General features: G+C 63.3%; 24 protein-coding genes. 19 read left to right on the top strand and 5 right to left on the bottom strand.

What is annotated here, in order from left to right; translation table 11 throughout:
- Positions 1-64: 64 nt before the first annotated feature.
- The 3 genes from ABC969_RS02885 to serS are packed head-to-tail and all read right to left on the bottom strand — an operon-like array spanning position 65 to position 3,222.
- Entirely contained in the window at positions 65-1,138 is a 1,074-nt protein-coding gene (locus ABC969_RS02885; RefSeq protein ID WP_380808967.1) for a peptidoglycan DD-metalloendopeptidase family protein, read from the bottom strand.
- A 39-nt stretch (positions 1,139-1,177) separates the two neighbouring features.
- A complete protein-coding gene (gene surE / locus ABC969_RS02880) occupies positions 1,178-1,942 on the bottom strand; it encodes a 5'/3'-nucleotidase SurE (RefSeq protein ID WP_345862833.1) in 765 nt (254 codons plus the stop codon).
- A complete protein-coding gene (gene serS / locus ABC969_RS02875; RefSeq protein ID WP_345862832.1) occupies positions 1,942-3,222 on the bottom strand; it encodes a serine--tRNA ligase in 1,281 nt (426 codons plus the stop codon). Before serS ends, surE begins: the two co-directional genes overlap by 1 nt.
- A gap of 121 nt (positions 3,223-3,343) precedes the next feature.
- On the opposite strand from serS, the gene ABC969_RS02870 reads away from it, so the two are divergent.
- From ABC969_RS02870 to ABC969_RS02860, 3 genes are all read left to right on the top strand, one after another.
- On the top strand, positions 3,344-3,784 hold the full coding sequence (locus ABC969_RS02870) for a host attachment family protein (protein WP_345862831.1): 441 nt from the start codon (positions 3,344-3,346) through the stop codon (positions 3,782-3,784).
- Positions 3,785-3,988: 204 nt separating this feature from the next.
- Positions 3,989-4,450: an RNA polymerase-binding protein DksA gene (gene dksA, locus ABC969_RS02865; protein ID WP_345862829.1), complete on the top strand. Its 462-nt coding sequence runs from the start codon at positions 3,989-3,991 to the stop codon at positions 4,448-4,450.
- 82 nt (positions 4,451-4,532) lie between these two features.
- Positions 4,533-4,928, top strand: a complete 396-nt coding sequence (locus tag ABC969_RS02860; protein ID WP_345862828.1) for a PilZ domain-containing protein — start codon at positions 4,533-4,535, stop codon at positions 4,926-4,928.
- Between the two features lie 39 nt (positions 4,929-4,967).
- Here ABC969_RS02860 and ABC969_RS02855 read toward each other — a convergent pair whose 3' ends face one another.
- Positions 4,968-5,123 carry a YdcH family protein gene (locus ABC969_RS02855; protein ID WP_345862826.1) on the bottom strand — a complete coding sequence of 52 codons (156 nt, stop codon included), beginning with the start codon at positions 5,121-5,123 and terminating at the stop codon, positions 4,968-4,970.
- A gap of 176 nt (positions 5,124-5,299) precedes the next feature.
- Between ABC969_RS02855 and ABC969_RS02850 the strand changes: the two genes are divergently transcribed.
- Together ABC969_RS02850 and ABC969_RS02845 are read left to right on the top strand one after the other, a co-directional pair.
- Positions 5,300-5,497 carry a YdcH family protein gene (locus ABC969_RS02850; protein ID WP_345862824.1) on the top strand — a complete coding sequence of 66 codons (198 nt, stop codon included), beginning with the start codon at positions 5,300-5,302 and terminating at the stop codon, positions 5,495-5,497.
- 79 nt (positions 5,498-5,576) lie between these two features.
- Positions 5,577-6,020: a DUF1465 family protein gene (locus ABC969_RS02845; protein WP_345862822.1), complete on the top strand. Its 444-nt coding sequence runs from the start codon at positions 5,577-5,579 to the stop codon at positions 6,018-6,020.
- A 10-nt stretch (positions 6,021-6,030) separates the two neighbouring features.
- Here ABC969_RS02845 and ABC969_RS02840 read toward each other — a convergent pair whose 3' ends face one another.
- Positions 6,031-6,624 (bottom strand): YcbK family protein, encoded by a 594-nt coding sequence (locus ABC969_RS02840; protein ID WP_345862821.1) that lies wholly within the window; start codon positions 6,622-6,624, stop codon positions 6,031-6,033.
- Between the two features lie 76 nt (positions 6,625-6,700).
- On the opposite strand from ABC969_RS02840, the gene ABC969_RS02835 reads away from it, so the two are divergent.
- From ABC969_RS02835 to ABC969_RS02770, 14 genes are all read left to right on the top strand, one after another.
- Positions 6,701-7,660: a L,D-transpeptidase family protein gene (locus tag ABC969_RS02835; protein WP_345863795.1), complete on the top strand. Its 960-nt coding sequence runs from the start codon at positions 6,701-6,703 to the stop codon at positions 7,658-7,660.
- Positions 7,661-7,668: 8 nt separating this feature from the next.
- Positions 7,669-8,265 (top strand): M23 family metallopeptidase, encoded by a 597-nt coding sequence (locus ABC969_RS02830; protein WP_345862819.1) that lies wholly within the window; start codon positions 7,669-7,671, stop codon positions 8,263-8,265.
- Between the two features lie 36 nt (positions 8,266-8,301).
- On the top strand, positions 8,302-8,865 hold the full coding sequence (gene efp / locus ABC969_RS02825; RefSeq protein ID WP_345862818.1) for an elongation factor P: 564 nt from the start codon (positions 8,302-8,304) through the stop codon (positions 8,863-8,865).
- 129 nt (positions 8,866-8,994) lie between these two features.
- Positions 8,995-9,807, top strand: a complete 813-nt coding sequence (locus tag ABC969_RS02820) for an inositol monophosphatase family protein (protein ID WP_345862817.1) — start codon at positions 8,995-8,997, stop codon at positions 9,805-9,807.
- Between the two features lie 230 nt (positions 9,808-10,037).
- Positions 10,038-10,412 carry an NADH-quinone oxidoreductase subunit A gene (ndhC, locus tag ABC969_RS02815; protein WP_345862816.1) on the top strand — a complete coding sequence of 125 codons (375 nt, stop codon included), beginning with the start codon at positions 10,038-10,040 and terminating at the stop codon, positions 10,410-10,412.
- Positions 10,403-10,951, top strand: coding sequence for a NuoB/complex I 20 kDa subunit family protein (locus ABC969_RS02810; RefSeq protein ID WP_345862815.1), 549 nt, complete (start codon positions 10,403-10,405; stop codon positions 10,949-10,951). Before ndhC ends, ABC969_RS02810 begins: the two co-directional genes overlap by 10 nt.
- The gene (locus tag ABC969_RS02805) at positions 10,948-11,796 is read left to right on the top strand and encodes an NADH-quinone oxidoreductase subunit C (protein WP_345862814.1); all 849 of its coding nucleotides are present in this window, start codon (positions 10,948-10,950) and stop codon (positions 11,794-11,796) included. Before ABC969_RS02810 ends, ABC969_RS02805 begins: the two co-directional genes overlap by 4 nt.
- A 17-nt stretch (positions 11,797-11,813) precedes the next feature.
- Positions 11,814-13,028, top strand: a complete 1,215-nt coding sequence (locus ABC969_RS02800; protein WP_380808969.1) for an NADH-quinone oxidoreductase subunit D — start codon at positions 11,814-11,816, stop codon at positions 13,026-13,028.
- A complete protein-coding gene (locus tag ABC969_RS02795; RefSeq protein ID WP_345862811.1) occupies positions 13,025-13,255 on the top strand; it encodes a hypothetical protein in 231 nt (76 codons plus the stop codon). Before ABC969_RS02800 ends, ABC969_RS02795 begins: the two co-directional genes overlap by 4 nt.
- On the top strand, positions 13,255-13,923 hold the full coding sequence (locus ABC969_RS02790; RefSeq protein WP_345862810.1) for a complex I 24 kDa subunit family protein: 669 nt from the start codon (positions 13,255-13,257) through the stop codon (positions 13,921-13,923). The genes ABC969_RS02795 and ABC969_RS02790 overlap by 1 nt, the downstream gene beginning before the upstream one ends.
- Positions 13,920-14,150, top strand: a complete 231-nt coding sequence (locus ABC969_RS02785) for a hypothetical protein (RefSeq protein ID WP_345862809.1) — start codon at positions 13,920-13,922, stop codon at positions 14,148-14,150. Before ABC969_RS02790 ends, ABC969_RS02785 begins: the two co-directional genes overlap by 4 nt.
- Entirely contained in the window at positions 14,147-14,311 is a 165-nt protein-coding gene (locus ABC969_RS02780) for a hypothetical protein (protein ID WP_345862808.1), read from the top strand. Before ABC969_RS02785 ends, ABC969_RS02780 begins: the two co-directional genes overlap by 4 nt.
- Positions 14,312-15,616, top strand: a complete 1,305-nt coding sequence (nuoF, locus tag ABC969_RS02775; RefSeq protein WP_345862807.1) for an NADH-quinone oxidoreductase subunit NuoF — start codon at positions 14,312-14,314, stop codon at positions 15,614-15,616.
- Positions 15,613-15,843 carry a hypothetical protein gene (locus ABC969_RS02770; protein WP_345862806.1) on the top strand — a complete coding sequence of 77 codons (231 nt, stop codon included), beginning with the start codon at positions 15,613-15,615 and terminating at the stop codon, positions 15,841-15,843. The genes nuoF and ABC969_RS02770 overlap by 4 nt, the downstream gene beginning before the upstream one ends.

The following is a 15,843-nucleotide window of genomic DNA, read 5'->3' as shown; positions in this document are numbered from 1 at the left end:
TACCATGTAGCGTGCAAAATGCACTACCCGTCACCCGGGCCAAGTCCGGGGTGACCAATGAGGTTCAAACTCCCGGCAGCTGCAGTAACGGATTGACCGGGTTGCGCCCTTTGCGCATCTCGAAATGCACTTCCGGGTGCTCGGCAAATCCCGTCTCGCCCGATTGCGCGATCGTCTGGCCGCGCTTCACGGCCTGGCCGCGGCGTACCAGCAGCTTGCTGGCGTGGCCGTAGACCGTCGCCCAGCCATCGCCGTGCTTGAGGATTACTAGCCCGCCCAGAGCGGCAATCTCCTCTCCGGCATAAGCCACGATCCCGTCGGCAGCGGCCTTGATCGGCGTATCGAGCGGCACGGCGATCTTGATGCCGTTATTTTTCTGCCCGCTGGCCCCCGGGCCGAACCTGCCGACCAGCTTGCCGCGCACTGGCCAGACGAACGCGCCGCTCAGCCGCGCCGGTTCGGCCACCGGCATCGTCGCCGGCAACACGCGCCGCGCCGAAGCGATGGCTTTGGCTGGCCGCTGGGTAACCGCAATCGCCGGGCTGCTGCCCGTGACCAGATCACCGACATCAAGACGAAACGCACTGGCGCGCTCCTCCATGCTGGTGCGCCCGGGCGTTGAACCGGGGATCAGCACGCGCATGCCGACGCGCAGCACATAAGGTTCGCGCAAATCATTGGCGGAAACGATCCGCGACCAATCGATGCCATAGGCTCGCGCAATGGCGATACCCGTCTCGCCGACGCGTACCAGATGATAACGGCCCGCAGGGATCTCCAGCCGCTGCCCAGCACGGATCGTATATGGCGGGGGCAGCGCATTGGCGCGCGCGATCGCCTCCGATCCCGCGCCGCTGCGCTCGGCCACCGCGCGCAGCGTATCACCGGGGCGCACGGTATAGCTGCTCGCGGCGACTGCGCGCGCGTTGGCCACCACAGGGCGCGCCTGCCAGGCGGGCGGCGTGCTGGGCAAGCTGACAACTGCCGCCTCCGGCGCCGCGTTGGGCGCGGCACGGCGGGGCAGGGTGGCGTCGCGCGGCGGATCGTAGCGTAGCGCAAGATCGCTGGGCGGCGTCGTTGGTGGCGCGGGGCGCTCGCCGCCGCCGGGGATGCAGGCGCATACCGGCAGCGCCGCCATCAGCCCCACGATCCTGCCCGCTACGCCCACAATTTGTTCCTAGCGATATGCGGCGTTAAGCAGGTCGAACGAGGGATAATGCGTCAGATCCAGATGCAACGGCGTCACCGCGACATAGCCATCGTCGATCGCTTCCAGATCGGTCGAGTGCGCCGGCGTGTGGATCACCGGCCCCAGCGAGAACCAGTGATATTCATAGCCGCGCGGATCGCGCCGCGTGTCGACAGCGAGGCGCCCATAATCGCGCAAACCCTGGTGCGCGACACGGATGCCCTTCACGGCACTCGCGGGGCCGGCGGGGAAATTGACGTTGACCAGCGTGCGCGGGGCGAGCGGCGCAGCGATCAGCGGACGCAGCACACGCTCGCCCCACGCTGCGGCAGCCTCGAACGGCACGGTGTCGCCCATGCCTTCGCGGGCATAGACCTGGCTCAGCGCGATCGAGCGCACGCCGGCCAGCGCGCCTTCCATCGCAGCGGAAACGGTGCCCGAATAGGTCACGTCCTCAGCCAGATTGGCACCGCGATTGACCCCTGACAGGATGAGATCGGGCGGGCTGTCTTTCATAATCCGCGCCAGCGCCATCATCACCGCATCGGTCGGCGTGCCGGCGACGGCGAAGCGCTTGTCGCCGTGCCGGCGCACGCGGATCGGGCGGGTCAGCGTCAGCGAATGGCCCGCGCCGGATTGCTCCTCGGCCGGGGCGACCACCCAGATGTCATCGGAGAAGGCGGCGGCGATCGTCTCGAGGATCTTGAGCCCGGGGGCGTGATAGCCATCGTCGTTGGTCAGCAGGATGCGCATCAGCGTCTGGGCTCGAGCCGGTGGATGCCACCCATATAGGGCAATAGTGCGTTCGGCACGGTGACGCTGCCGTCTGCATTCTGATAATTCTCGATCACCGCGACCAAGGTGCGGCCAACCGCGAGGCCGGAGCCGTTGAGCGTGTGAACGAACTCGGTCGTCTTCTCGGCGGCGACACGATAGCGCGTGTTCATCCGCCGCGCCTGGAACGCGCCGGTGTTCGAGCAGGAGCTGATCTCGCGGAACGCGCCCTGGCCGGGCAGCCAGACCTCCAGATCGTAGGTCTTGCGCGCGCCGAAGCCCATGTCGCCGGTGCACAGCAGCAGCTTACGATAGGGGAGATCCAGGCGCTCGAGGATCGTCCCGGCCGCGCGGGTCATGCGCTCATGCTCCGCTTCGCTGTCTTCGGGCCGCACGACGCTGACCAGCTCGCACTTCTCGAACTGGTGCTGGCGGATGAAACCGCGCGTGTCGCGCCCCGCGGCGCCCGCTTCGGAGCGGAAGCACAGGGTGAGCGCGGTGAGGCGCAGCGGGAGCGCGCTTTCGTCGAGCAATTCGCCCATCACGCTGGCGGTGAGCGAGACTTCGCTGGTGGGGATCAAAAAACGGTCGTCGGTCGTACGAAAGCTATCCTCGGCAAATTTCGGCAGTTTGTCGGTGCCGTACATCGCCTCGTCCCGAACGAGCACCGGCGGGTTGCATTCCTCATAGCCATGCTCGCGTGTCTGAACGTCGAGCATGAACTGGCCGAGCGCGCGGTGCAGCCGCGCCATATCGCCGCGCAGGAAAGTGAAGCGCGCGCCCGACAGCCGCGCGCCGGTCTCGAAATCCATGCCGAGGGCCGGGGCGAGATCGGCATGTTCCCTGGGCGTGAAATCAAACGCGCGCGGCGTGCCCCAGCGGGCGACCTCGACATTGTCTTCCTCCCCTGCGCCACCCGGCACATCGTCGGCGGGCAGATTGGGTATGATTTCCAATGCTGCCTTCAACTTTACCGCAACATCCTTTTCCTCGGCCTCGATCGCCGGCAGCCGTTCCTTGAGCGCGGCGACCTCGGCCATCAGCGCGCTTGCCGTGGCATCGTCCTTTTGCGCCTTGGCCGCGCCGATCGCCTTCGAGACCTCGTTGCGCCGCGCCTGGCCGATCTGCGCCTCGGTGATCAGCGCGCGCCTTCGTTCGTCGAGTGACACCAGTTCGGCGGCGGCGGGCGCAAGGCCGCGCTTGGCCAGCGCCGTATCGAAGGCGTCGGGATTTTCGCGGATGAGCCGAATATCATGCATGGCGGCAGGCTATGCCGCCGCCGCCGGAACCGCGCAACCCGCCCGCCGCGCCCGCACGGCGCAACCCATGTACGGTACAGGGCGTTACCCTTGTTCCAGATCACCACGAAAGGATATCTCCATGCAGGTTCCGCACAATTCCGTCGTTGTCGTTACCGACGGGCGCAAGATGCTATTCCTGCGCAACGAGGGGGATGACGTGCATCTCAATCTCAAGGTCGAGCGCGCGGTCGAAAACGATAATCCCAGCGACGGCGATCAGAAGACCGATCTCGCCGGGCGCTCGTCGTCCAGCGTCGGCAGTGGGCAGAATTCGATGGGCGAGGTCGATTTTCATCAACAGGAGGAGGACCGCTTCGCCGCGAACACCGCCGATCTGCTCAAGCGCCGTGCGCTCAAAAAGGATTTCGATTCGCTGATCATCGTCGCGCCGCCGCGCACACTCGGCGAACTGCGCAAACATTATCACAAGGAAGTCAGCGATCGGCTGTCGGGTGAACTCGACAAGGATTTGACGGGGCACCCGATCGACCAGATCGAGAAGCTGCTCGCCGCAGCCTGATCATTTAGCTGGAGCGGCGCGCATGTCGTTTCATTAAAACGAAACATCGCGCTGCTTAAGCCCCGCCCAGCGCCGATCACCACCGATGCATTGGCCTGCTTGTAGACTGCGCGGCGCCCGGTTATAGGCCCGTGCATCAAGGGGTAGGGCAAGCACGGTGGACGAGAGGCGTACAGCGCCCGCTTCACTGTCGGGGAGAGTGGGATGGCGACGGTCTTGAATCGATTGGACGAATCCGAAAACGCGGTGGCTCCGGCCAGTGATCCTGGCGGCTATCGCCCCGGGGCCGACGAAGAATTCATGAACCCGCGACAGCAGCAATATTTCCGCGAAAAGTTGCAATCGTGGAAAGAAGCGATCCTGCGCGAAGCAGCGGAAACGCTGTCGCAGCTGCAGGTGGATTCACTGCGCGAGGCCGATCTGACCGACCGGGCATCGAGCGAGACCGACTGGTCGATAGAGCTGCGCACGCGCGACCGGCAGCGCAAGCTGATCTCCAAAATTGATGCTGCCATCCGCCGTCTTGATGAGGGTGAATATGGCTATTGCGAAGTGACCGGCGAGCCGATCAGCCTGGCGCGACTGGAAGCCAGGCCGATCGCCACGATGACGGTCGAGGCGCAGGAGCGGCATGAGCGCAACGAAAAGATTTCTCGCGAAGATTGACGGCTGGCGGCGCCAAGTCGGTAAACGATTGAGTAGGATTTCGACGCTAATCCTCCGGTAGCGAGGCGGTGCGAGCAGTATAATGGACGAGTTTCCCGACGATTCCCTGGATGACGCCTCAGCGGATGGCGCCGCGCATAATCGCAATGCTTCGCGCGACAGCCTGTTTCTGATGGCTGAGTTTCGCGTCGCCGGCAGCGATCGCAGCCAACCGGTGCGAGTGCGCAATTTGTCCGCGGGCGGCCTAATGGCGGAATATCCCCCCGGGCTGGAGCAGGGGGCGACCGTGGAGATCGACGTGCGCGGCATCGGTTGGGTGGTGGGCCATATCGCCTGGTCGGCTGCGGGCCGAGTGGGAGTGGCCTTCGTAAGCCCAATCGATCCCTTGTTGGCCCGTAAGCCTGTGGTGGCGGGCGAGAAGGCTCCCTATTATACGTCTGCGCCGGTGCAGTTGCCGCCCCGTCTGCGGAAGCGATAATTGCTCACGCGGGCCTTGCCCGCGTGAGCGGCCCAGCGCTTACTGCTGGATCATTTCCTCTTTCAATCTGAGCTTCTGTTTCTTCAGCGCGGCCAACGTCACGGCATCGGGCAACGGGCGCTGCGCCTCGGCGGCAATCTTGCGATCGAGCCCGGCATGCTTGGCTTCAAGAGCTGAGAAATGTGCGGTCTGCATCGAAGCAATCCTCCTACAAGTCCTGTACTGGGACTCGAATGAACCATGCTGACGGTTAATTGTATCCATACAAAATGCGGCCGGTCGCCAGTCTGAGCAGTTTTTCGTGTCGAACCGTTTTGGGCGCTCGCCAGCACGGCGCAATGCGCTAAGGTCGATCGGCAAGCGGGGTATCGATGGACGAAACGCAGACTGTCAAACGGCTCGAGCTTCGGCGCATGGAGCACCGCGATCTCGATTCGGCCATCGCTGCCCTGGTTGAAGCGGGATCGACTGATCAACTGCAGTTGGCGCGGCTTAAAAAACGCAAACTGCGCCTGCGCGACGAAATTGGCATGCTGGAAGATCAACTCGTACCCGACATCATCGCCTGACCCACGCTGGCACAAAAATCGGCAAGGAAAATATGCTGGCCACTGTTGCCACATCCGTGCCCATGGCACTCGCCGTCGCATGAAAGGACGCTCCATCGAAACCCGCCTGCATCAGCGCTTGATCGACCGGTGGTATGTAGATGCCATGTTACTTGCGGACGAGGGAAGGAGCTATTTCGACGGCGTGGGACGCTTGGAGCGTGAAGTGCTCGGGCCGATGGCACGAGTCGCATTCTCGTGCGAAGCGTTGATGGTGACTACACGGCTGATGCATGTCATCGCATGGCTTCTTACGCAGCGAGCGGTCGAGACAGGCGAGCTCGAAGCGGCCCGGCGTTTGGGCCGGGCGGCGGTGAGCGAAACGTCGGCGATCGCGGCCATGCCCGCGCAGGCGCAAATCCTGATCCACGCGAGTCTGGAGCTCTATTGGCGCGTGGCGCGGCTGGATGCGCTCATCGCCGGCGAGTTAGAGCACGCCAGCCCGGCGCGCTCGATGCTCGATCGTCCGGCGATCGCTTTTTAGGTCTGGTTGCTTACCAGTGCCGTACACGGCCGGTATCAACATGCACGAAGCCGTCGCGCGGATAATAGCCGACGCCGCCGCCGCCGAGCGCCAGCGCCGCGCCGCGCAGCTTGTCCAGCGTGACACCGGGGACCACGATGTCGGTCGCTTTGCCAAGCATGTGCTGGCTGGTGGAAGCGACACCCGTGTTTTCGCCGCCGCGCGCGCGCAGTGCAGCGTTGGTCTTAGGCGAGCGATAACCCGAAATTAATTCGATCTTGTTGCGCCCGGACAGATCAAGCTTGTCGCGCAATTGCACCAATAGCGCGAGCAGGCGGCGGTCCATCTGGGTGGTTTCGCCGGTGCGCCAGTCGCGCAGCCCGTGGTTCAGTTCGGCCAGGCCGGAGGCAAGAAATTGGCCAGATCGAGCAAATACGGCATCGACCGTCTCATTATTGTGGACATTGCGGATCGCAAGGCGCCATTCGCTGCCAGCAGCCATCGCGGGAAGTGGCATCATTGCCGCCATACCGCCGAGCGCGGCACCCCCGATCAGCGAACGCCGGGAAAGTTCTGGCAATCGTGACGGGTGGGAAACAAGCCGTGAGTTCGTCGTTGTCTGCATAGTGCATATGTAGGAGTTTGAATTGGTGAGGAAAACGGTACTCGGCGCGGCTTGTCTGGCAGTTGCCTCACTTGGTCTGATCTCTGCGTCGGCGCAGGGAACGAAAACGGCTGCCGCCGGCCTCAATCGCTCGATTCTGCATGTGCAAGTGATTCTCGATCATCTGGGCTTTTCCCCAGGTGTGCTGGACGGGCGTCCAGGCAAATCGCTGACCGCGGCGCTCAAGGGCTTCCAGGAAACGCGCGGCCTGAAAACCACGGGTGCGATCGACAAGCCGACGTTGCAGGCCTTGTACCAATATCGCGCGCAACGCCCGACCCAGACGATCGCGCTGACCGAGGCCATGCTGGCTGGCCCTTATACCAATCCGCTGCCCAAGGATCCGGCGGAGCAGGCCAAGCTGCCGCAGCTCGGTTATCGCAATGCGATGGAGAAGCTGGCCGAAATGTTTCACACCCGGCCCGAGGTGCTGATCGAACTCAACAGCGCGCAGACCAGGCTCGCGCCGGGCACGAAGGTCGTCTTCCCAAACGCTGTGCCGGCGTCGCGTGAATATGACGCAAAATTCCCCGAAGGATGGCGCAAGACGCTGACTGATCTCAACGTCGATGCGACCCAGCCGCAGGGCGCTAAGGTCGTGGTCGACAAGTCTGACGAAGTGCTGCGCGTGTATGACAAAAACGGAAAACTGGTCGCGCAGTTCATGGCCACGATGGGCAGCGGCCACGATCCACTGCCGATCGGCAAATGGACCATCAAGGGGGCATCATACAACCCGCCGTTCCATTACAATCCCGATCTGTTCTGGGACGCCAAGGAGAGTTCAAAGGAAGCCAAGCTGCCGCCTGGGCCTAACGGCCCGGTCGGCGTGATCTGGCTTGATCTCTCCAAGCCGCATTATGGTATTCACGGCACGCCATCGCCGGAGACGATTGGTCGCGCGGAAAGCCATGGCTGCATCCGCCTGACCAATTGGGACGCCGCGCGGTTGTCGATGATGGTCAAGCCGGGGACGCCGGCGGTATTCCAGCAGTAACCGTGGCGATGCTGCGCAGGCTCGGTTTGATTGCGCTCGGCGCCGTCGCGTTGGTCATCGGCATCTGGATCGCCATGCTGGTGTTCCTCCCCGATGCCCCGCGCGGGGCGCCGGCAAAGCCTGTCGTTGCGCCGGTAGCTGTGGAAACGATTGTTGAAGGCGCGCCGCTCGCGATGCCGGTGGCTGGGATGCCGCGCGAGGCGGTGACCGAGAGCTGGGGCGATCCGCGCGACAATGGTCTGCGCGAGCATCATGGCACTGACATCGCAGCGCCGGCGAGCACGCCGGTGGTGGCGGCGGCAGCGGGTAGGGTGGAAAAGCTCTGGAGCAGCGCGGCGGGCGGCATGACGGTGTACGTGCGCTCACCGAAGCGGACCTGGACGTATTATTATGCCCATCTCAGTGGCTATGCCTCAGGGTTGCGCGAAGGGCAGGTTATTAAGGTCGGTGATCCGATCGGGTATGTGGGTGACACCGGCAATGCCGGGGCAGGGAATTATCACCTGCATTTTGGGTTGACCCGAACCGCGCCGGAACAGCATTGGTATGAAGGGCGGCCGGTCGATCCCTACCCATACCTTGCCGGAAAGCCCGCATCCCGCTAAGGCGCGCGCTTCGCTATTTCCAGCTACAGGTTTCCCATGAAGATCAATGCGGTCGAAATTCGTCCCGGCAACATCCTCGAATATGAAGGCGGCATCTGGAAGACCGTCAAGATCCAGCATACCCAGCCGGGCAAAGGCGGGGCCTATATGCAGGTCGAGATGAAGAACCTGATCGATGGGCGCAAAACCAACGTGCGCTTCCGCTCCGCCGAAAGCGTCGAGCGCGTCCGGCTGGATACGGTCGATTTCCAGTATCTGTTCCGCGAAGGTGACACGCTGACCTTCATGGACAAGCAGAATTACGAGCAGATCACGCTGGATGCGGGCATCCTGGGCGATGCTGCGGCGTTCCTGCAGGACGGCATGGATGTGGTAATGGAATTGTGGGAGGAGCGCCCGATCTCGGTGCAGCTGCCCGACACGATCGAGGCGCTGATCGTCGAGGCCGACGCCGTGGTGAAGGGGCAGACGGCGTCGTCGTCGTTCAAGCCCGCCATTCTCGAAAATGGCGTCCGCGTGATGGTGCCGCCGCATATCGGCGCGGGGACGCGGATCGTCGTCGATGTGTATGAACAGACTTATGTGAAGCGGGCGGACTGATGCCTGCTCCCCTCCCGCTTTGCGGGAGGGGCTGGGGGAGGGGCAGTCCTCCCTCGTTTTTGACGTTCGCGACTTGCGGACATGCCCTCCCCCAGCCCCTCCCGCGAGCGGGAGGGGAGGAGTTTGAATATGGTTTCGCATTCTGGTTTGATGACGGTCATGGATCGCGCCGCGCGCAAGGCGGGGCCGCGGCTGCGTCGGGACTTTAACGAGGTGCAGCAGCTCCAGGTCAGCCGCAAGGGCCCGGCCGACTTCGTCTCCATGGCCGACCAGCGCGCCGAGCAGACGTTATTCGAGGAGCTGTCGCACGGCCGCCCCGATTGGGGCTTCCTGATGGAAGAGCGCGGCGAAGTGGCAGGCGATCCCAACAAGCCCCGCTTCATCGTCGATCCGCTTGATGGCACGTCCAACTTCCTCCACGGCATCCCGCATTTCGCGATTTCGATCGCGGTGGAAGAGACACTGGCTAACGGCAAGCGCGAGGTGACCGCGGCGCTCGTGTACCAGCCGCTCACCGATGAGAGTTTCTGGGCCGAAAAGGGCAAGGGCGCCTGGGTCCAGTCCGAGCGGTTGCGCGTGTCGGCGCGGCGCGACATGGCGGATGCGCTGATCGCCACGGGCATTCCCTTCCTAGGGCATGGCAATTTTGGCCAGTGGAGCCGCATTTTCGGTGCGATCGCGCCGGAAGTAGCCGGGATTCGCCGTTTTGGCGCGGCGTCGCTCGATCTGGCCTGGGTGGCCGCCGGGCGGTTCGACGGGTTCTGGGAATCGGATCTGCAAGCGTGGGACGTGGCGGCGGGGATCTTGCTGATCAAAGAAGCGGGCGGCTTCGTGACCGACTATCGCGGCGGCGATCAGATGATCGCGCGCAAGGAAGTGCTGGCGGCGAACGACGTGCTGCAATCGAAAATGCACAAGCTGGTGGCGAACGCGCTGCGATAATCGTCGTCACCCCGGACTTGGTCCGGGGTCCGCCAAGCCGCGCGTGCTGCGCGTTGAGCCCCTGCTCATCGTCTGCCGCCCGGTGGACCCCGGACCGGGTCCGGGGTGACGGCTGTTTGCTGTGGCGCGCCCACCGTGAGTTGCGAGTCATTCTCACATCCCCAAGCCTTGCCCGGCTCGGGCCATCGGCCTAAAGCCCGGGCTTCCCACTTCGCACATGCGAGATAACCTTGGTCGACCTGTCGCAATATCTCCCGATCCTGCTGTTCCTGGGCGTTGCCTTGGTGCTGTCGAGCGCGTTCGTGTTCCTGCCGATGATCGCCGCGCGGTTCACCGGCGCACACAAGCCGACGGCGGAAAAGCTCACCGAATATGAATGTGGTTTCCCGGCCTTCGAGGATAGCCGCAGCCAGTTCGACGTGCGCTTTTATCTCGTCGCTATCCTGTTCATCATCTTCGATCTGGAGGCGGCGTTCTTATATCCATGGGCAGTGAGCGTGTTCACGCTCGGCTGGACGGCATGGTTCTCGATGATGATCTTCATCGCCGAATTGGCGCTCGGCCTTGTCTATGCCTGGAAGAAGGGAGCGCTCGAATGGGAGTAGAACTCACGCATCCGACGGCCCCCGTCGCTGCCGGAACCCTGCCGGACGTGGCATTCCTCAACGACATCAACGGCGAGTTGAACGACAAGGGCTTCCTGGTCACCTCGACCGAGGAACTGTTCCAGTGGGCGCGCACCGGCTCGCTCTGGTGGATGACGTTCGGGCTGGCCTGCTGCGCGGTCGAAATGATCCACGTCAACATGCCGCGCTATGATCTCGAGCGCTTTGGTGCCGCGCCACGCGCGTCGCCGCGCCAGTCGGACGTGATGATCGTCGCGGGCACGCTGTGCAACAAGATGGCCCCGGCGCTGCGCAAGGTCTATGACCAGATGAGCGAGCCCAAATACGTCATCTCGATGGGCAGCTGCGCCAACGGTGGCGGCTATTACCATTACAGCTACAGCGTTGTGCGCGGGTGTGATCGTGTCGTGCCGGTCGACATCTATGTGCCGGGTTGCCCGCCGACCGCGGAGGCCTTGCTGTATGGCATCATGCAGCTGCAGCGGAAGATCCGCCGCGTCGGGACGATCGAACGGTGAGGGCGCCCGCACCGGCCTATGCCGCCAATGATGGCGTGATCGATGCGGCCACGGCGGCGTTGGGCGGCAGTCTGCTCTCCTCGCGCGACGCCGTGGGCGAAGTGGCGCTGACGGTTGACCGTGACAGTCTAATCGCGACGATGATCGCGCTGCGCGATACGCCCGGGCTTGAATATCAGCAGCTGATGGAAATCGCCGGCGTCGACTATCCTGAGCGTGGCGCCGAGCGCTTCGAAGTGGTCTATTGCCTGTTATCGCTGACGCGTAATCATCGCCTCCGAGTGCATGTGCAGGCCGATGAGGAGAATCCGGTGCCATCGGTGACCGGTATCTGGCCGGTCGCCGGCTGGCTCGAGCGCGAAGTGTACGACATGTATGGCGTACTGTTTTCCGGCAACCCGGATCTGCGCCGCATTTTGACCGATTATGGCTTCCGCGGGCATCCGCAACGTAAGGATTTCCCGCTCACCGGGTTTGTCGAGCTGCGCTATTCGGAAGAAGCCAAGCGCGTCGTGTACGAGCCGGTGAAGCTGGCGCAGGACTTCCGCACGTTCGACTTCCAGTCGCCGTGGGAAGGCGCGGAATATACGCTGCCGGGTGACGAAAAGGCGGCTTTGCCGGAAGCCAAGGGCGCGCCGACGCCGCTAAAGGCCGACGATATCGTCAAGGCCGATGCCGCGCAAAGCGCGACGGCGCCGGCGCGCGCGCCGAGCGAGCCGTATGGCAAGACTGCTGAGAGCCGCGCCGAGACCGGCGCGGGCGACAAGAATGCCGGGAATCTTGCTAAGGACAAGCCGGCTGATCCCGATGTCGTGCCGACGCCGGGCAAGGGACAAAACCAGTGAGCGATCATCTCGAAGCCGTGCTTGGCGACCGCGACCGCGCCGATCCCACCGTCGGCGACGTGGAGATCCAGAACTATACGATCAATTTCGGCCCGCAGCATCCCGCCGCGCATGGCGTGTTGCGCCTCGTGATGGAGCTGGACGGCGAGCTAGTCGAGCGCGTGGATCCGCATGTCGGGCTGCTGCACCGCGGCACCGAGAAGCTGATCGAATACAAGACGTATCTACAGGCGTTGCCCTATTTCGACCGGCTCGATTATTGCTCGCCGATGTGCATGGAGCACACCTATGTGCTCGCGGTCGAGAAGTTGCTCGATCTGGAAGTGCCGGTCCGTGCGCAATATCTGCGGGTGTTTTTCGCCGAGCTGACGCGGATCATGAATCATCTGCTCAATCTCGGGTCGCACGTGATGGATGTCGGCGCGATGACGCCGAATCTGTGGCTGTTCGAGCTGCGCGAAGACACGATGGGTTTCTACGAGCGGGCGAGCGGCGCACGCATGCATGCGGCCTATTTCCGGCCCGGCGGGGTGCACCAGGACGTGCCGCTCAAGCTGCTCACCGATATCGGTGACTGGCTCGACACGCGCCTGCCGCGGCTGTTCGACGATGCCATTTCGCTCGTTGCCGACAACCGCATCTTCAAGCAGCGCAATGTCGATATCGGCGTGGTCAGCCGTGACGATGCGATCAAATGGGGCTTTTCGGGGCCGATGATCCGCGGTTCGGGTATCGCCTGGGATCTGCGCAAGTCGCAGCCCTACGATGCCTATGCCAAGATGGACTTCGACGTGCCGGTTGGCACGCGCGGCGATTGCTATGATCGGTTCATGGTGCGCGTCGAGGAAGTGAAGCAATCGGCGCGGATCATGAAGCAGTGCCTGAACGAGATGCCCGATGGGCCGATCTCGTCGCTCGATCGCAAGGTCGTGCCGCCCAAGCGCGGCGAAATGAAGCGGTCGATGGAAGCGCTGATCCATCACTTCAAGCTGTATACCGAGGGCTTCCATGTCCCGGCGGGCGACGTCTATGTCGCGACCGAAAGCCCCAAGGGCGAGTTCGGCGTGTATCTCGTCGCCGACGGCTCGAACAAGCCGTATCGCTGCAAGATCCGGCCCACCGCGTTCAGCCATCTGCAGGCGATGGACTTCATGGCCAAGGGGCACATGCTGGCCGATACGACCGCGATTCTTGGCGCGATGGATATCGTGTTCGGGGAGTGTGACCGGTGAGCGAGCCCGTCAGCAATGATCTGATCTACTCCGTCCTACAGAAGATGCAGGGCGACCTCGCCGAGGTAAAATTCGACGTGCGCGATTTAAAGGTTCGCATGACGATGGTCGAAGAGCATCTCGGTAGCACGATCATCGCACTTTCGGGCGTGAACAGCCGGTTGGACCGGCTAACCGACCGCGTCGAGCGGATCGAAACCCGCCTTGATCTCACGGATACCCACTGATGGCTGAAGCACCCCAAATCCCCGACGAGGCCGAGACCCGCGCACGCTGGGGCGCGTTCGCGTGGACGGAAGAAAACCAGAAGAAAACGAACGAGATTCTCGGCCGCTATCCCAAGGGGCGCGAGCAATCTGCCTCGCTGCCCCTGCTCGATCTCGCGCAGCGCCAGGTCGGTGCGGAAACGCAGACGCAAGGCTGGCTGCCGGTGCCCGTGATCGAGTTCGTCGCGCGCGTGATCGGCCAGCCGTACATGCGCGTGTACGAAGTCGCGACCTTCTATACGATGTTCAATATGGCCCCGGTCGGCCGCTATCACGTGCAGGTGTGCGGTACGACACCGTGCCTGCTGGGCGGCAGCGACGACGTGCTGGCGGCATGCAAGAACCGTGGGCTCGTCAAGGGCGCGACCACGCCGGACGGCCTGTTCACGCTCACCGAAGTGGAGTGCCTCGGCACCTGCGCCAACGCGCCGATGGTGCAGATCAACGACGACAATTTCGAGGATCTCGATTACGATCGCACCACCGCGATCCTCGAGGCGCTCGCCGCCGGGCAGAGCCCGACGCCGGGATCGACGATCGGGCGCAAGTCGAGCGAGCCTGCCGGCGGTCCGGTGGCGCTGAAGGCGATGGTCGATGAGAATCACGATTATCGGGGCGAATGGGCATGACGGTCGAAGAGACCCGGTTCATCACTGAAATGCTACGCGGCATCCGTGGCGACATGGGCGACGTGAAGGATCGGCTATTGAATATCGAACTGCGTCAGACGGCGGTCGAGCATCGGTTGCTAGGTATTGATACGCATCTTGCTGCGCTTCAGCACGGCATCGATGGGCTGTCGTCAGACATGCGGCGTGTGAAGCAGCGGCTTGATCTCGTCGATGGTGTAGCATGAGCAAGAATGTGCTCGTTACGTTGCTCGCCATTATCGGCGGCATCGTCGTGCTCGGTTGGGTGCTGAAAATCAGCTTCAAGCTGCTGGGCCTCGCCATTGGCGTGGCGATCGTCGTCGCCGTGCTGGCCGGCGGCCGGAAGCTTCTGGGAGGCGGCAAGTAAATGCTCGCTGATAAAGATCGTATCTTCACCAACGTTTACGGGTTCCAGCCGTGGAACCTGCAGAGCGCCATGGCACGTGGCGATTGGGACAAGACCAAGGACCTGATGGTGCTCGGGCAGGACGGCATCATCGACAAGGTGAAGGCCTCTGGCCTGCGCGGGCGCGGCGGCGCGGGCTTCCCGACCGGCATGAAGTGGAGCTTCATGCCCAAGGAGCCCAAGGCCGATCGCCCGAACTTCCTGGTCATCAACGCCGACGAATCCGAACCGGGCAGCTGCAAGGATCGCGAGATCATCCGGCATGATCCGCATAAGCTGATCGAAGGCGCGCTGATCGCAGGCTTCGCGATGCGCGCGCGCGCCGCCTATATCTATATTCGCGGTGAGTACATCCGCGAGGCCGAGACGCTGTTTGCGGCGGTGGCCGAGGCGTATGAAGCCGGGCTGATCGGCAAGAACGCCTGCGGCTCGGGCTATGATTTCGACGTGTTCGTGCATCGTGGCGCCGGCGCGTACATCTGCGGCGAAGAGACCGCGATGCTCGAGAGCCTGGAGGGCAAGAAGGGCCAGCCGCGGCTGAAGCCGCCATTCCCCGCCGGCGCGGGCCTTTATGGCTGCCCGACGACGGTCAACAATGTCGAATCGATCGCCGTGGTGCCGACGATCCTGCGCCGCTCGCCGGAATGGTTTGCCAGCTTCGGGCGCGAGAAGAACGAAGGCACCAAGCTGTTCCAGATCAGCGGCCATGTGAACAAGCCGTGCGTCGTGGAAGAGGCGATGAGCATCTCGTTCCGCGAGTTGATCGAAGTGCATTGCGGCGGCATTCGCGGCGGGTGGGACAATCTGCTCGCGGTGATCCCGGGTGGCTCCTCGGTGCCGCTGGTGCCGGCAGCGCAGATCATGGACGCGCCGATGGATTTCGACGGGTTGAAGGCGCTCGGCTCCGGGCTCGGCACCGCGGCGGTGATCGTGATGGACAAGTCGACCGATATCGTTCGTGCGATCAGCCGGCTCAGCTACTTCTACAAGCATGAGAGCTGCGGCCAGTGCACCCCGTGCCGCGAAGGCACCGGCTGGATGTGGCGCGTGATGGAGCGGATGCGCACCGGTGACGCGGATATTTCCGAGATCGATACGCTCTATCAGGTGACCAAGCAGGTCGAGGGCCACACGATCTGCGCGCTCGGCGATGCTGCGGCCTGGCCGATCCAGGGGCTGATCAAGCATTTCCGCCCCGAGATGGAGCGGCGCATCATCGAGAAGAATGGTGGTGGGCTCAGCCCGATGATGGAGGCGGCGGAATGACGCTGGAACAGGGCGATCTAATCCTCGAAATCCTGAAAAAGATGCAGAGCGATGTCGCTGAGATGAAGCATGAGCTGGCTGTCCAGTCGATGCGCATCTCGGCGCTTGAGGACCATTTTCGTGGTACGCTGACCACGCTTTACAGCATCCAAGCCGATGTAGCGCATCTCAAGGTCCGGGTTGACCGGATCGAGGAGCGCATCGGGCTGCGCGATACGGAACACTGA

It is taken from the genome of Sphingomonas qilianensis (genome assembly GCF_039614825.1).
Lineage (GTDB): Bacteria > Pseudomonadota > Alphaproteobacteria > Sphingomonadales > Sphingomonadaceae > Sphingomonas > Sphingomonas qilianensis.
The sequence above is the reverse complement of the archived record's forward strand: the minus strand, read 5'-3'. Positions and strand labels throughout refer to the sequence as shown.

Coding starts and splice junctions, on each gene's coding strand:
- ABC969_RS02885 (WP_380808967.1), bottom strand. CDS start 1,138: ATGGCGGCGCTGCCGGTATGCGCCTGCATCCCCGGCGGCGGCGAGCGC.
- surE (WP_345862833.1), bottom strand. CDS start 1,942: ATGCGCATCCTGCTGACCAACGACGATGGCTATCACGCCCCCGGGCTC.
- serS (WP_345862832.1), bottom strand. CDS start 3,222: ATGCATGATATTCGGCTCATCCGCGAAAATCCCGACGCCTTCGATACG.
- ABC969_RS02870 (WP_345862831.1), top strand. CDS start 3,344: ATGCAGGTTCCGCACAATTCCGTCGTTGTCGTTACCGACGGGCGCAAG.
- dksA (WP_345862829.1), top strand. CDS start 3,989: ATGGCGACGGTCTTGAATCGATTGGACGAATCCGAAAACGCGGTGGCT.
- ABC969_RS02860 (WP_345862828.1), top strand. CDS start 4,533: ATGGACGAGTTTCCCGACGATTCCCTGGATGACGCCTCAGCGGATGGC.
- ABC969_RS02855 (WP_345862826.1), bottom strand. CDS start 5,123: ATGCAGACCGCACATTTCTCAGCTCTTGAAGCCAAGCATGCCGGGCTC.
- ABC969_RS02850 (WP_345862824.1), top strand. CDS start 5,300: ATGGACGAAACGCAGACTGTCAAACGGCTCGAGCTTCGGCGCATGGAG.
- ABC969_RS02845 (WP_345862822.1), top strand. CDS start 5,577: ATGAAAGGACGCTCCATCGAAACCCGCCTGCATCAGCGCTTGATCGAC.
- ABC969_RS02840 (WP_345862821.1), bottom strand. CDS start 6,624: ATGCAGACAACGACGAACTCACGGCTTGTTTCCCACCCGTCACGATTG.
- ABC969_RS02830 (WP_345862819.1), top strand. CDS start 7,669: ATGCTGCGCAGGCTCGGTTTGATTGCGCTCGGCGCCGTCGCGTTGGTC.
- efp (WP_345862818.1), top strand. CDS start 8,302: ATGAAGATCAATGCGGTCGAAATTCGTCCCGGCAACATCCTCGAATAT.
- ABC969_RS02820 (WP_345862817.1), top strand. CDS start 8,995: ATGGTTTCGCATTCTGGTTTGATGACGGTCATGGATCGCGCCGCGCGC.
- ABC969_RS02810 (WP_345862815.1), top strand. CDS start 10,403: ATGGGAGTAGAACTCACGCATCCGACGGCCCCCGTCGCTGCCGGAACC.
- ABC969_RS02790 (WP_345862810.1), top strand. CDS start 13,255: ATGGCTGAAGCACCCCAAATCCCCGACGAGGCCGAGACCCGCGCACGC.
- ABC969_RS02785 (WP_345862809.1), top strand. CDS start 13,920: ATGACGGTCGAAGAGACCCGGTTCATCACTGAAATGCTACGCGGCATC.
- ABC969_RS02780 (WP_345862808.1), top strand. CDS start 14,147: ATGAGCAAGAATGTGCTCGTTACGTTGCTCGCCATTATCGGCGGCATC.
- nuoF (WP_345862807.1), top strand. CDS start 14,312: ATGCTCGCTGATAAAGATCGTATCTTCACCAACGTTTACGGGTTCCAG.
- ABC969_RS02770 (WP_345862806.1), top strand. CDS start 15,613: ATGACGCTGGAACAGGGCGATCTAATCCTCGAAATCCTGAAAAAGATG.